12 protein-coding genes and 2 riboswitches are annotated in these 12,679 nt (G+C 64.7%); of the genes, 4 read left to right on the top strand and 8 right to left on the bottom strand.

Annotated elements, in window-relative coordinates:
• Nucleotides 1-144: 144 nt before the first annotated feature.
• The 3 genes from AB4068_RS04340 to AB4068_RS04330 all read right to left on the bottom strand — a co-directional run bounded on the left by AB4068_RS04340 (nt 145) and on the right by AB4068_RS04330 (nt 3,076).
• A complete protein-coding gene (locus AB4068_RS04340) occupies nt 145-909 on the bottom strand; it encodes an NlpC/P60 family protein (RefSeq protein WP_059388194.1) in 765 nt (254 codons plus the stop codon).
• Between the two features lie 5 nt (nt 910-914).
• A riboswitch (cyclic di-AMP (ydaO/yuaA leader) is annotated at nt 915-1,081 on the bottom strand.
• A gap of 145 nt (nt 1,082-1,226) precedes the next feature.
• The gene (locus AB4068_RS04335) at nt 1,227-2,045 is read right to left on the bottom strand and encodes a M23 family metallopeptidase (RefSeq protein WP_441432761.1); all 819 of its coding nucleotides are present in this window, start codon (nt 2,043-2,045) and stop codon (nt 1,227-1,229) included.
• Nucleotides 2,046-2,047: 2 nt separating this feature from the next.
• Nucleotides 2,048-2,255, bottom strand: a riboswitch (cyclic di-AMP (ydaO/yuaA leader).
• Between the two features lie 125 nt (nt 2,256-2,380).
• A complete protein-coding gene (locus AB4068_RS04330) occupies nt 2,381-3,076 on the bottom strand; it encodes a metal-dependent transcriptional regulator (RefSeq protein ID WP_059388195.1) in 696 nt (231 codons plus the stop codon).
• Nucleotides 3,077-3,348: 272 nt separating this feature from the next.
• Here AB4068_RS04330 and serC point away from each other — a divergent pair, with 272 nt between their 5' ends.
• Nucleotides 3,349-4,479: a phosphoserine transaminase gene (gene serC, locus AB4068_RS04325; protein WP_284989620.1), complete on the top strand. Its 1,131-nt coding sequence runs from the start codon at nt 3,349-3,351 to the stop codon at nt 4,477-4,479.
• Nucleotides 4,480-4,500: 21 nt separating this feature from the next.
• Here the strand turns inward: serC and AB4068_RS04320 are convergent, their stop codons facing one another.
• The 3 genes from AB4068_RS04320 to AB4068_RS04310 are packed head-to-tail and all read right to left on the bottom strand — an operon-like array spanning nt 4,501 to nt 6,765.
• Nucleotides 4,501-5,841, bottom strand: coding sequence for an MFS transporter (locus tag AB4068_RS04320; protein ID WP_441432760.1), 1,341 nt, complete (start codon nt 5,839-5,841; stop codon nt 4,501-4,503).
• Between the two features lie 44 nt (nt 5,842-5,885).
• A complete protein-coding gene (locus AB4068_RS04315) occupies nt 5,886-6,374 on the bottom strand; it encodes a DUF3027 domain-containing protein (protein WP_441432759.1) in 489 nt (162 codons plus the stop codon).
• 7 nt (nt 6,375-6,381) lie between these two features.
• On the bottom strand, nt 6,382-6,765 hold the full coding sequence (locus tag AB4068_RS04310) for a cold-shock protein (protein WP_059388199.1): 384 nt from the start codon (nt 6,763-6,765) through the stop codon (nt 6,382-6,384).
• Nucleotides 6,766-7,009: 244 nt separating this feature from the next.
• On the opposite strand from AB4068_RS04310, the gene AB4068_RS04305 reads away from it, so the two are divergent.
• The 3 genes from AB4068_RS04305 to AB4068_RS04295 are packed head-to-tail and all read left to right on the top strand — an operon-like array spanning nt 7,010 to nt 11,391.
• Nucleotides 7,010-7,225 carry a hypothetical protein gene (locus AB4068_RS04305; protein WP_059388200.1) on the top strand — a complete coding sequence of 72 codons (216 nt, stop codon included), beginning with the start codon at nt 7,010-7,012 and terminating at the stop codon, nt 7,223-7,225.
• 49 nt (nt 7,226-7,274) lie between these two features.
• On the top strand, nt 7,275-9,737 hold the full coding sequence (locus tag AB4068_RS04300) for a helicase-associated domain-containing protein (protein WP_284989618.1): 2,463 nt from the start codon (nt 7,275-7,277) through the stop codon (nt 9,735-9,737).
• A 10-nt stretch (nt 9,738-9,747) separates the two neighbouring features.
• Nucleotides 9,748-11,391 (top strand): DNA repair helicase XPB, encoded by a 1,644-nt coding sequence (locus AB4068_RS04295; protein ID WP_059388201.1) that lies wholly within the window; start codon nt 9,748-9,750, stop codon nt 11,389-11,391.
• Nucleotides 11,392-11,410: 19 nt separating this feature from the next.
• On the opposite strand, the gene AB4068_RS04290 is transcribed toward AB4068_RS04295, so the two are convergent.
• A complete protein-coding gene (locus AB4068_RS04290) occupies nt 11,411-11,638 on the bottom strand; it encodes a hypothetical protein (RefSeq protein ID WP_059388202.1) in 228 nt (75 codons plus the stop codon).
• Between the two features lie 92 nt (nt 11,639-11,730).
• Complete coding sequence (locus AB4068_RS04285) at nt 11,731-12,639, bottom strand: LysR family transcriptional regulator ArgP (protein WP_441432758.1); 909 nt, start codon at nt 12,637-12,639, stop codon at nt 11,731-11,733.
• Nucleotides 12,640-12,679 lie beyond the last annotated feature (40 nt).

Genomic DNA, 12,679 nt, shown 5'->3' with positions numbered 1-12,679 from the left:
GATCAACGAATCCATGCGGCGGTTCCAGCGCAGTGTCGGTCAAAGTTCATGTGCCGGACACGTAAGCGCACGCTCGTTAAAACAGGACATCCCCACCGGCGGACCAGCGGGGATGTTCCAGTGAAGCTATGTAACCGGGGCTATTTAGCCACCAACGCGGATGAAGACGGGGCCGGAGCCGACATTGACGCTGTAAAGGGCGGTGGTGCCACCGTTCCAGCCGCCGTGGACTGCCATGCCGTTGCCGACGTAAACAGCGATGTGGGCCATGCCCATGCCACCGTTCTGGTAGTAGACCAGGTCTCCCGGCTGCGCTTCAGCAGCGCTGACCGTACGGCCAAGGGAGAGGTAGTCTGCCGGCCAGCCGTGGAAGTTGATGCCAACAGCGGCCAGGGAGTTCGAGGCCAGGGCAGTGCAGTCCTGGGCAACGCCAAGCTGAGCGTAAGCTGCGGCAGCAATCGCTGCGCCCTTGCCGCTGGCAACCTTCGTGGCGGGCGAAACAGCAGCGGTCACAGAAAGCGTCGAGGAGCCGGTAGCGGCACCCGTGGCAGCCTGCGAAGCCGGAGCGGCTTCCTGGGTGGCAACCGGAGCTGCGACAACCGGAGCAGCTTCGGTGGAAACCACCGGGCGTTCGTACTTGATGGCGACGGAGGAGTCGGCCGAAATGCTGGCTTGGGCGATGGACTGGACTTCCAGGGCGGAGGTCGAAGTGGACTCGCGGGGAACGTTGGTTTCTGCAGCGTTGGCTGCGATACCGCTAGTGAGCACCAGACCGGAAGCAGCTGCGATAACGGCTGCCTGACGGCCTACGCCACCGGCGTTGCTGCCGACAGTCTTAGCGATAACGGCAAGCGAGTTGGTCTTGGTGACCGCGGCACGGTGGCGCGCAACAGTAGAGCGTGAAGACACGTTAAGAGGCCTCTCCCTATGCCCGCGAGGTAAGCTGTCGGATTCGGATGGGAGTCATCCGGCCACACTCCTCCCTCTCGGAAGTCGTGCGACTTAACCCCAAGGCCATCGGTGAAGATGACCAAAAGTGGGTCCCCCGCCTCTGCCAGACGATGTTTTGCGAACGGAACCTCGGGCAGTGGCAGAGCTAGGCAATCCACCCGAGTGCATCAACTCTCTAAAAGTTGATGCGAGTTAGACGGTACATGAGTTTTGGCTGAATGTCACATTCAGGTCACGGAGCGTGACAAGCATGCGAGAGACTTCCATCGGATTGGCTACAGCCAGCCCAGGGGGTCAACGACGTCGCCGTTGACCATGACTTCAAAGTGGAGGTGGCAGCCCGTGGAGGCGCCCGTAGTGCCGCTCAATGCGATGACATCGCCTCGGCCAACCGTTTGGCCCACCTGGACGTTGAACGACGACAAATGGTTGTACGTGGTTTCCAGGCCGTTGCCATGGTCCACCACAATGCGGTTTCCGCCGCCATACGGATGCCAGCCGGCGAAGGTGACCTTGCCGGCCGCGGCAGCATGGACCTGGGTGCCGCACTGGGCCACGAAGTCCTGGCCGCGGTGGAACTCCCCCAAACCGCCCGTGATGGGATTCACGCGGTAGCCGAAAGGCGAGGCCGTGGTCAGGGTGTCCAGGGGCGCCCCCAGGGTGCCCTTGGAGGACGAGGTCTTGATGGTGCCGACGGACTGTGCGCTCAAGAGCTGCTTGAGCTTGCTGTCCGGATCCGCAGTGGTTGACACTGCGGCACGGCTGAAGTCGATCGTGGCGCTTGCCGCGGCAGGAATCTCGGGCTGGGTGCCCACAGCCGAGGCGGCCTGGCTTGAATCCGCCGTGGCCGTCATGGCGCCGGTGCCCGGCATAGCGACTGTCAGGATGAGGCCCGTCGTGGCGAGGGCCACTCCGGCCTTCTGTCCCGCTCCGCTCGCGGCGGCGAATTCGGCCATCTGCCGCAAAGGACCCTTGCGGCGGCGAAGTTCGCGATGGGGATCGCGCGGCCGCTCGTGCTCGACGGCGCTTGTGCCCCGCAGCTCAGCAGTAGGACCGGACGCGCGCCTGCGGCCCCTGGTGTTCTGCGTGGTCAAGGTTTTCCTCTCTGGCAAGCCTGCGAAGTTAGCTGTCGGATTCGGGCCAGAGAGATCGTGGACCCGGTCCGCGCGAAGGGCACGAAACGCAAGGTACCCGGAGGGGCCTTGCGTTGTTTGCACTTCCGCTACGGACTTCACCCCAAGGCCGTCTTTCGACAGCCGATGGTGGTTCCTCCGTTTCTGCCAGTGAATGGACTAATCCACCTGATCCGCTGGCAGAACTCGGCTTCGGATCAGGTAACGCTTTGGTATCGGCGCCAGTATTTAACTATAGGGGATTAAGCCCCACGGTAATAATTTCGTTATCTTTGCGGGCGACCCCGCCGGGCCGGCTAGGCGACCGTGACAAACACGTGCGAGGCAACCTCAGGCGGCAGCTCCAGCGCGCCCTCGATATTAGGCACGCGAACGGAGATGTACTCCCCCACGCGCTCCAGGGACACCCTGGCGCCCGGGCGGATTCCGCCCTCGTCCAGCTGGACCAGAAGTTCCGGTTCCACCTGGATCGGTTCAGCCAGCCGGCTGACGGTGACCCGGTTTTCAGGTGAATATTCGTTCATCGCGTCAAGAAGGTTGACCACGCCATCCGTAAAGGCGTGGGACGCGGCTCCACCCAGCGCTTCGAGTCCGGGAATGGGGTTGCCATAGGGCGATTCCGTGGGGTGGTCCAGCAATTCATAGAGCCGTCGTTCCACGCGCTCACTCATGACATGCTCCCAACGGCACGCTTCATCGTGCACGTAGGCCCAGTCCAGTCCAATGACATCTGCCAGGAGCCGTTCGGCGAGCCGGTGCTTGCGCATGACCTCGGTGGCGCGTTTCCGGCCCGTTTCAGTCAGCTCAAGGTGCCGGTCGTTGGACACAATCACCAGGCCGTCGCGCTCCATCCGCCCGATCGTCTGGGAAACGGTGGGGCCGGAGTGCCGCAAGCGCTCGGCGATGCGGGCGCGAAGAGCCACGATGTTCTCTTCTTCAAGCTCCAAAATGGTCCGAAGATACATCTCAGTGGTATCGATCAGATCCGTCATCCAGCTCAGCTCCTCGAGCGCAGTATCTTGCGTATTTTCGCCAGCTCCAAGCTTAGCTTATTTGGAATTACTCCGGATAATTCCGGCGCTTGTCCACCGCCCGGTCCGCCGTCCTCTCCTGAGCCGGCGGAACGATGGGTTTCCACGTGGCGGACTATGACACCTTCGGTTCTGCCCCCGCCTGCGGTGTCAGGCAGAATTGGGGAGTCGAAGGGGCAGCTTGCCACCTGCCACGACCCATCTAGGCCGCTACTTCACCATTGGAGCATCCCGTGAGCGACAACAGCATCACCATCCCCGCCGATTTGCTGCCCAAGGACGGCCGCTTCGGCGCCGGGCCCTCCAAGGTCCGCCCGGAGCAGATCGAGGCCCTCTCCGCCGCCTCGACAACGATCCTCGGCACCTCCCACCGCCAAGCACCCGTCAAGAACCTGGTGGGCTCCGTCCGCGAGGGACTTAGCCAGTTCTTCCGTGCGCCCGAGGGCTACGAGGTGATCCTCGGCGTCGGAGGCTCCACCGCGTTCTGGGACGTCGCCAGCTTCGGCCTGGTCGAGAAGAAGGCCCAGCACCTCTCTTTCGGTGAGTTCGGTTCCAAGTTCGCTTCGGCGACCAACAAGGCACCGTTCCTTGAAGCTTCCTCCATCATCACGTCCGAGCCTGGTACCCGGCCGGTTTCCCAGGCCGAAGCAGGCGTGGACGTATACGCGTGGCCACAGAACGAAACCTCGACGGGTGTCGCCGCTCCGGTCAAGCGGGTTCAAGGCAGCGACGACGGCGCCTTGGTCCTGGTGGATGCGACGTCCGCAGCCGGCGGCCTGGATGTTGATGTTGCCGAAGCCGACGTCTACTACTTCGCCCCGCAAAAGAACTTTGCGTCCGACGGAGGCCTGTGGCTCGGCCTCTTCTCCCCCGCCGCCTTGGAGCGCGCCGCCCGTATCAAGGCAAGCGGCCGCTGGATCCCCGATTTCCTCGACCTGCAGACGGCCATCGACAACTCGAAGCTCAACCAGACCTACAACACGCCGTCCCTGTCCACCTTGGTGACATTGGATGCCCAGGTCCAGTGGCTCAACAAGAACGGTGGCCTGGATTTCGCTTCCGGACGCACCGCGGACTCCGCAAGCCGTATCTACAGCTGGGCAGAGGCTTCCGAGTACGCCACCCCGTTCGTGGCAAAGGCCGAGGACCGCTCCAACGTCATTGCCACGATCGATTTCGATGACTCGATCGACGCCGCGGCCATCGCCAAGGTGCTCCGCGCCAACGGGATCGTGGACACGGAGCCCTACCGCAAGCTGGGCCGCAACCAGCTGCGCATCGCTACCTTCGTTGCCATCGAGCCGGACGACGTCTCCGCATTGCTCGCCAGCATCGACTTCGTGGTGGGCGAACTGAAGAAGTAAGGGCCTGCCGCATTCCCGCGGTCAAGGCTGGTCAGCGTCGTCCGGGTGGGGATCCCGGGCGGCGCTGTCCCTTTTAACGGCGTCCCTATTAGCTGGACCCGCGCTTTGGGACTCAATCCGGAAGAACCGCATCCCGCCGGCGCTGCGGTCGAAGCGGAGCCGCAGCTGGCGCGCGCGGATGATCCACACGATGCCGACGACGGCGGTACTGGCGCCCGCGGCAGCGGCCACTCCCACTGCCCACCGGGGTCCGGCGACGTTGGACACCCAGCCGACGAACGGTGCACCGATGGGCGTTCCACCCATGAAAATGGCCATGTAGAGTGCCATGACCCTGCCGCGCATGACGGGTTCCGTGGTGGACTGCACGTAGCCGTTGGCGCTCGTGATCATGGTCAGGGCAAACAGTCCGCAGGGAATCAATGCCAAGGCGAACATGGTGTAGTTCGGCGCCAGGGCGGCCAGTCCGCTCGCGAGGCCGAACCCGCCCGCCGCCGCGAAGATGAGCCGCATGCGTGGCCTCCCTCGCCGGGCGGAAAGCAATGCTCCTGCGACGGAGCCGATCGCCATGACCGAGTTGAGCAGCCCGAATGCCCCCGCGTCCATGCCGAACTCCGTGCCGACCATGGCCGCGATGAAGAGGACGAAGTTCAGTCCGAACGTGCCCATGATGAAGATCGCGACGAGGACAACCACAATGTCCGGGCGGTTGCGGACGTAGCGAAGCCCTTCACGGATGCGTCCCTTGCCTGCGGCGGCCCGGGGTTGGACGCGCAAGGAGGAAAGCGGAATGGCCCGGATCGCGCCAAGCATCGCGAGGAAGGTCAGGGTATTGATCATGAATACCCAGCCCGGCCCCACGGCCACCGTCAACACGCCGGCCACCGCGGGACCGATCATGCGGGCGACGTTGAAGGATGCGCTGTTCAACGCGACAGCGTTGGAAAGATAGTCGTCCTTGACCAGCTCGGACACGAACGTCTGGCGGACGGGGGCGTCAAGTGCCGAGACGACGCCAAGCAAGAGCGCGAACACGTAGACATGCCACAACTGGGCCGCACCGCTTAGGACCAGGAGTCCCAAGCCCGTGCTCAGGACCGCCATGGCCGATTGCGTCATGACGAGGAGCCTGCGCCGGCTGTAGCGGTCGGCAAGCAGTCCGGCCCACGGCGCCAGGAAAAGCTGTGGACCCAGTTGGAGGGCCAAGGTCACGCCCATCGCACCGGCATCGTGGTTGCTCAGATGGGCGAAGACCAGCCAGTCCTGGGCAGTCCGTTGCATCCACGTGCCGATATTGGAAACGAGCGCACCGATGAACCAAATGCGGTAGTTAAGGACACCGAGCGATTTGAAGGTGGACATCAGTTGCCACCTTCACGAAATTCACTCGCCGGGTCCGCCAAGGGCTAGTCAGCCTCGATGTCGTCGGGGTCGTCGCTCTCTTGTTCGTCACCCGGGGCGGCGACGTCCTCACGGGAAGGGTCGCCGTCGTCGTCCGCGTCAACGGGGACGCCGGCTTCCTCCGCCTCCTCGGCCGCGGTAGCCTCGTCCTCCGGACGGACGCGCTTTGCCCAAGGCACCCATTCAGGAGCGAGGATGGAGTCCTCGGACGGCAGCAAGCCAAGCTCGCTGACGGTGACCACTTTGGAGCGCGAGTTGCGGGTCACGACGGCGTACCACTGCCATCCGCCGTACCCGGCCAGCCGCGATTCGAACAGGTGCGTGACGACGCGTTCGCCTTCCGAGCGCGCGGCAATATGCGGCCCGATTTCTGCCGGCTTGGCAATGGTCTCCACCGCATTGCGGGCGACGTCGACGGCGGCCGCAAGGAAAGCGTCCGGCTTGCCGACGCGCCACACAGGAATGCCGGTGCGGGGTTTCGCCGTTGATGTCATGGCAGGTTTAGGCTTCCAGCTCGTCGGCAACCTTGCGCAGGGCTGCTGCGATGGCTTTGCCCTTGGCGCCTTCAGGGTACTTGCCGGCGGACAACGTGCCGGAGAGGTTGTCCAGTACAGATACGAGATCCTGGACTACCGGAGCGAGCTCGCGGGCGTTCATGCGCTTGGCCTTGGCGATGGAAGGCAACTTGTCCAGGACCCGGAGGCCCAGCGCCTGGGCGCCCCGGCGACCGTCGGCGACGCCGAACTCAACCCGGGTTCCTGCCTTGAGATCCGCAACGCCTTCGGGCAGTGCGGATTTGGGCAGAAACACTTCCTGGCCGTCCTCTGCTGCGAGGAATCCGAAGCCTTTTTCCTTGTCATACCACTTGACCTTGCCGGTGGGCACGTAATCAACCTTCTTCGTTCTTACTTGCGAGACACAGCCGGCACGCCACCGCATCCGCAGGAGACTGCGGGAATAGGGGTGACTGCCTGGACCATGTTGGTCTATTGCTTCAAGGTTATCCTGCCCGGCCACCGATTCGCGCTTTGAGACCCCCGCAGGCAGGTCCCGCCGCCTTTTGCCCGCGGCCAGGCTGCACCCTTGCCTGGAACAGGGGATGCCGCCCGGGACTGTTAGCGTTGCTTCCATGATTCCCCACGACTTCCGCCGCCCGCTCACGATCGTTGCCGCCGTCGTCGCAGTCCTGTCCCTGGCTTCCGTAGCCGCCGTCATGGGGATCGCTTTCGCCAACGGAGTGGCACCGGTGTGGGTCACGTCCACCGCTCTCTACGGGCTGCCGCTCGCCTTTATTTTGATGGCCGCGCTGGTGGTGGACGCTGTGTGGGCGCGGCGTCGGCAATGAGCAGCCGGAAAGCCCGACGGCGGACCCGGCTGGCTGTAACGTTGAATTGATGTCCCTTATTCGCGCGCTCAGCAAGGAACTGGAAGCGCGCAGCGATGATTCGCTGCGGGCCCTGTTTGCCGCGCGGCCGGACCTCATCTCCCCGGTGGTCCCGGACTTCGCTGCGCTCGCGGCGCGGGCAAGCGCCCGCGTCAGCGTGCAGCGCGCCTTGGAACGGCTCAACAAACCGGAGATGCAGGTACTGGAGACACTCCACCTATGCACCAACACGGACACGGGCCACAGCGTGTCGGCGGCGGGACTCAAGAAGTGCATCAATGGCGCCACCCTTGCCGCGCTCGAGCCGATCCTGAACAAGCTCCAGGAACTCGCCCTCATCCACCGGGCCGATCCGCCGGCCACGGTCCACAATCCGGGGCGGCAGCGGTTCTACTTGCCGGTGGGCAGCCTCAAGGACGTCATCGGCATCTATCCGGCCGGTTTGGGCCGCAGCTACACCGAGTTGGTTCGGCTGCAACCGGCCTTCGCCCAGCGCGTGGTGCATCTCGTTGCCGAACTCCACCAGAGCGGCGCCGATATCCTGGCCGCCACGACGCCCATGGATGCTGCGTTGGCGCTGCAACGCTGGACCTCGACGCCGGAGAACCTTCAGCACATCCTGTCCGAGGCACCCGTACGGACGCGTCCCCTTTTGAACAAGTTCGGCAGTTGGGCCATGGGGGCCGTTCCCCAGGCCCAGCGCAAGGCTTCCGTGCTCCATGAAGGCCGCGACGTCGGTCCCGTGGACTGGCTCCTGGCCCGCGGTCTGCTTGTCCCCTTGGACGCCGGCCACGTTGAGCTCCCGCACAGCGTGGGCCTGTCCCTGCGCGGCGGCGCAATCGTGGACCACTTCACCTTGAAGCCTCCCGTTCCTGAACTGGGCCAGACGAGTGCCGCGTTGCGCCGGAACGCCGCCATGGGTGCCATCGCAGAAGCGCTCCGGTTGGTGGGTGAACTCCTCTACGCGGTCCGCGAGCAGCCCGTGGTCACCCTGCGCAGCGGAGGGGTGGGCGTGCGCGAGCTCAAACGCCTTGCCGACAGCCTCCGCCTGGGCTTGTCCGAGACCGCCCTGATCCTCGAGCTCAGTGCCTTGTCAGGATTGCTGCGGCTCGATGTGGACAGTTCCACCTGGGTGCAGCCGCCATCGCTGGAATGGCTCACGCTCCCCCGCCAGGAACAGTGGCTCTGGCTGGTCAACGCCTGGCTCGCGAGCGAGCGCGCACCCTCCCTTGTGGGCCAAACCCTTCCCGGGCCCGCCACCACGGCACCGCGATCCGGCTCTCCGGCAACCCCCATCAATGCCCTGTCCGCAGAGGCCCAACGCCCTGACGCTCCGCTGGTCCGCAAACGGATCCTGGAGATCCTCGAAGAGCTCACCCTCGAGGTGGAAGCACCGGACGGCAAAGCTCCAGTGCTGAACGCCGAGGCCGTCATGGAACGCGCGGAATGGTCCCAGCCCCGGATGTCGCGGCGGTTCAGCTCCCTTGTCCGCGGGATCCTGCACGAAGCCGAACTCCTAGGGCTCATGGGCTCCGGCGCCCTGACCCAGCTTGGTTCGGCGATCGCCACCGAACAGCCCGAGTTGGCCCTCAGCATCCTCGGCGAACATCTGCCCGCCGCCGTCAACCACGTCCTGCTCCAAGCGGACCTGACCGCCGTCGCGCCGGGGTACCTGGCACCTGAACTGAGCGAAAAACTGCTCTTGATCGCCGACGCCGAAGGCCAGGGCCCGGCCACGATCTTCCGCTTCTCCGGAGATTCGATCCGGCGCGCGCTGGACGCCGGCCAGGACGCCGAAACCATCCTCGCGTTCCTGCGCACCCACTCTGCCACTGACGTTCCGCAGCCGCTCCGCTACTTGATCAAGGACATTGCCTCGAGGCACGGCCGGCTGCGGGTCGCGAGCAGCCCCAGTTTCATCCAAAGTGACGACGAGGCCGCCATCGCCGAGCTCGTCCGCGAGCCCGGGGCCGCAAGCCTGGGGCTTGTCCGGATCGCCCCCACGGTACTGACCTCCAGCGCGAGCCCCCGGGAGACCGTGAGGGTGCTGCGCGAGCTGGGACTCTCGCCTGCCGTGCAGGAGGCGGAGACCGCCGTCGTGCGCTATAAGAGGACGGCGTCGGTGGCCGCTGGCGCCCGTCCCGTGTATACGGCGCCCCGCACCGCACCACCGGACGACGACGTCGACGCCCAGCTCGCGGTGTTGAGGCACCATCGGGCGGTCCACGGCGAGGTGACCGGCGAGGCGGCAACGCAACTGGGCCTCGAAACCCTGCAGAGGGCCATCCGGCTGAAGCAAGCGGTCACCATGAACGTGGTTGACGGCTTGGGGAATTCCAACACCGAAACCGTTGTTCCGGTATCGGTGTCCGGAGGGCGCGTCCGGGTGTTCGACGCCGCCAGGGACACCGAAAGGGTCTTGTCCATCCATCGCATCATCGATGTGGAACCTGCGGGCGAGCCGCACAAGTGAGGAAGCAATAGTGAGCGACGGTCCGCTGATCGTACAGAGCGACAAAACCATCCTGCTGGAAGTCGACCACGAGCTCGCCACCGAGGCACGGCATGCGATCGCGGCGTTCGCCGAGCTTGAGCGCGCCCCCGAACACGTCCACAGCTACCGGCTCACCCCTTTGGGCCTGTGGAATGCGCGCGCGGCGGGACTGGACGCCGAAAAAGTCCTCGACACTCTCCTGCGCTATTCCCGTTTCCCGGTGCCGCACTCTTTGCTGATCGACATCGAAGAGACCATGTCCCGCTACGGCCGCTTGCGCCTGGAAAAGGACCCGCAACACGGATTGGTCATGCGGACCACCGACTACCCCGTACTCGAGGAAGTCAGCCGGGCCAAGAAAATCGCGCCGTTGCTGGGGCCCAGGATCGACGGCGAAACCGTCGTGGTGCATTCCTCCCAGCGGGGACAGCTCAAGCAATTGCTGCTCAAGCTCGGATGGCCGGCCGAGGACCTCGCCGGCTACGTGGACGGCACGCCGCATCTGATCGCCTTGAACGAGGACGGTTGGCACCTGCGGCCGTACCAGAAGCTTGCCACGGAGAACTTCTGGGCGGGCGGCAGCGGCGTCGTCGTGCTGCCCTGTGGCGCGGGCAAGACCTTGGTGGGGGCCGCAGCCATGGCTACGAGCTCCACCACCACGCTGATCCTGGTGACCAACACGGTCGCGGCCCGGCAATGGAAGGACGAACTCCTCAAGCGGACGTCGCTGACGGAGGAGGAGATCGGCGAGTATTCGGGCGCGGTCAAGGAAGTCCGGCCCGTCACGATCGCGACCTACCAGGTCCTGACCACCAAGCGCGGAGGCCTTTACCCGCACCTGGAACTCGTGGACGGGCACGATTGGGGACTCATCATCTACGACGAGGTCCATCTCCTCCCGGCTCCGATCTTCCGGATGACCGCGGACCTGCAGGCCCGGCGGCGCCTGGGACTCACGGCGACGCTTGTGCGTGAGGATGGCCGCGAGGGCGAGGTCTTCAGCTTGATCGGTCCCAAACGCTACGACGCACCGTGGAAGGACATCGAAGCCCAGGGCTACATTGCGCCGGCGGACTGCGTGGAGGTCCGGGTAGACCTGCCTAGGGACGAGCGCGTGGCCTACGCGATGGCTGAGGATGCAGACAAGTACCGGCTCTGCGCGACGTCCGAGACCAAGACCCACTTGGTGGAGCAGCTCGTTGCCCTGCACCAAGGCGAGCCGCTGCTGGTGATCGGCCAGTACATCGACCAGTTGGATGAGATCGGCGAGCGTTTGGATGCTCCCGTGATCAAGGGCGATACGACAGTCAAGGTGCGGCAGAAGCTCTTCGACGCCTTCCGGGCCGGTGACATCAAGACCCTCGTGGTATCCAAGGTGGCCAACTTCTCGATCGACCTACCCGAGGCATCCGTGGCGATCCAGGTGTCGGGGTCTTTCGGTTCCCGCCAGGAGGAAGCTCAACGCTTGGGGCGCCTGCTTCGGCCCAAGCAGGACGGCCGCGCGGCACGCTTCTACTCCTTGGTGGCCCGGGACACCCTCGACCAGGATTTTGCGGCCAAACGGCAGCGCTTCCTCGCCGAACAGGGCTACGCCTACCGGATCATGGACGCCAAGGACGTACCCGCCGGGTAAGGCGCGTCATTTTTTCTGGCTAGGCAACCAGCTGTTGTGCGTGTTCCTGGGGCTGCGCTCCTTGCCGCACGACGACGTCGACCACAGCCCAGGACTCCTCGTCCTTGAGCTGCGCATCCGCGAAGCGTTCGGCGGCGCGGCGGTCGCTGAAGTCCTCGTGCTCGATGCGTCCGGAGAGCGTGTCCAGGTAGCTGACATGGAATTCGACGTCTTGAATTTCAACGCGTGATTCTTGTTTGTTTTCCATGGCTCAAGTGTGAATCCGGGGTCCGACAATTTAGGACTGTGCCCGCGGCGTGTTGGCTTTTGGCCGGATTGCCGAGGCCTGCGCAGCACCATTCAGGCCCTGCGCAGCACTTCCGCGGCGGTGCTCCGGACCGCCTCGGTCACAGCGTCCAATATGCGCGACGGTGTCCGCCACCTTTGCCAGTACAGAGGCACGTCCAATGGCCGCTCAGGCGCGAGTTCCGCCAGGGATCCATCGGCTATGTCCCGGCCGCATTGCGGTTCAGGCAGCAATCCCCACCCGAGCCCCAAACGAATGGCCTCGGCAAACTCCTGGCTGGACGGAACAAAGTGGCGCGGGCCTGCAGGCTCCATCCCACGAGCCGCACCGCCCAGGAGTTCCAGGAAGCGGTGCTGGTACTCGTCCTTGCGGTCGAAGTCGACGGCGGGAGCAGCGCAGAGCGAGGCGACATCGACGCCGTCGGGAAGCCACCGTGCCCTGAAGCCCGGAGTGGTGACGGCACGGTATCGCATGCTCCCGAGCGGCTCCACCCGGCATCCCTGCACCGGCTCAGGAGTCGCGGTCACTGCGGCCATGACAGTTCCGGCGCGCAGCATGGACGTGGAATACTGCTCGTCGTCGCGGTGAAGATCGAAGACAGCGTTCAGCTCCGCGGGAACCCTTGTCAGGGCCTTGAGGAACCAGACGGACAAGGAATCCGCGTTGACCACGATCGGAACCGAGACCATCGGGGATTCGCCGGGCAGGCCCAGTTCAAGTTCGGCGTCGGCCTCCAATTGGGCGAGCTGCCGCGCCAATCTGAGCACCACATGTCCCGACTCCGTGGCCTGGACCGGATTGCTGCGCTGCAGCAATACCCTTCCGGACGCTTGTTCAAGCGCCTTGAGACGCTGGGAGACCGCCGACGGCGTGACGTTCAGTGACCGGGCGGCGGCGTCGAGCGTGCCTTCCGTGAGCACGGCGGCGAAGGTGTGCAACTGTTCGGAGGAGAATCTGGCCATAAGATGATCTTACGATGCCTAAGAATAATTAGCTGGACTA

The sequence above is a fragment of the Arthrobacter sp. 2RAF22 genome, from assembly GCF_052115325.1.
Lineage (GTDB): Bacteria > Actinomycetota > Actinomycetes > Actinomycetales > Micrococcaceae > Arthrobacter.
The sequence above is the reverse complement of the archived record's forward strand: the minus strand, read 5'-3'. Positions and strand labels throughout refer to the sequence as shown.

Bases quoted from the DNA above. Each gene is read 5' to 3' on its own strand.
- AB4068_RS04330 (WP_059388195.1), bottom strand. From the start codon at position 3,076: ATGACGGATCTGATCGATACCACTGAGATGTATCTTCGGACCATTTTG.
- AB4068_RS04320 (WP_441432760.1), bottom strand. From the start codon at position 5,841: ATGTCCACCTTCAAATCGCTCGGTGTCCTTAACTACCGCATTTGGTTC.
- AB4068_RS04315 (WP_441432759.1), bottom strand. From the start codon at position 6,374: ATGACATCAACGGCGAAACCCCGCACCGGCATTCCTGTGTGGCGCGTC.
- AB4068_RS04305 (WP_059388200.1), top strand. From the start codon at position 7,010: ATGATTCCCCACGACTTCCGCCGCCCGCTCACGATCGTTGCCGCCGTC.
- AB4068_RS04300 (WP_284989618.1), top strand. From the start codon at position 7,275: ATGTCCCTTATTCGCGCGCTCAGCAAGGAACTGGAAGCGCGCAGCGAT.
- AB4068_RS04290 (WP_059388202.1), bottom strand. From the start codon at position 11,638: ATGGAAAACAAACAAGAATCACGCGTTGAAATTCAAGACGTCGAATTC.
- AB4068_RS04285 (WP_441432758.1), bottom strand. From the start codon at position 12,639: ATGGCCAGATTCTCCTCCGAACAGTTGCACACCTTCGCCGCCGTGCTC.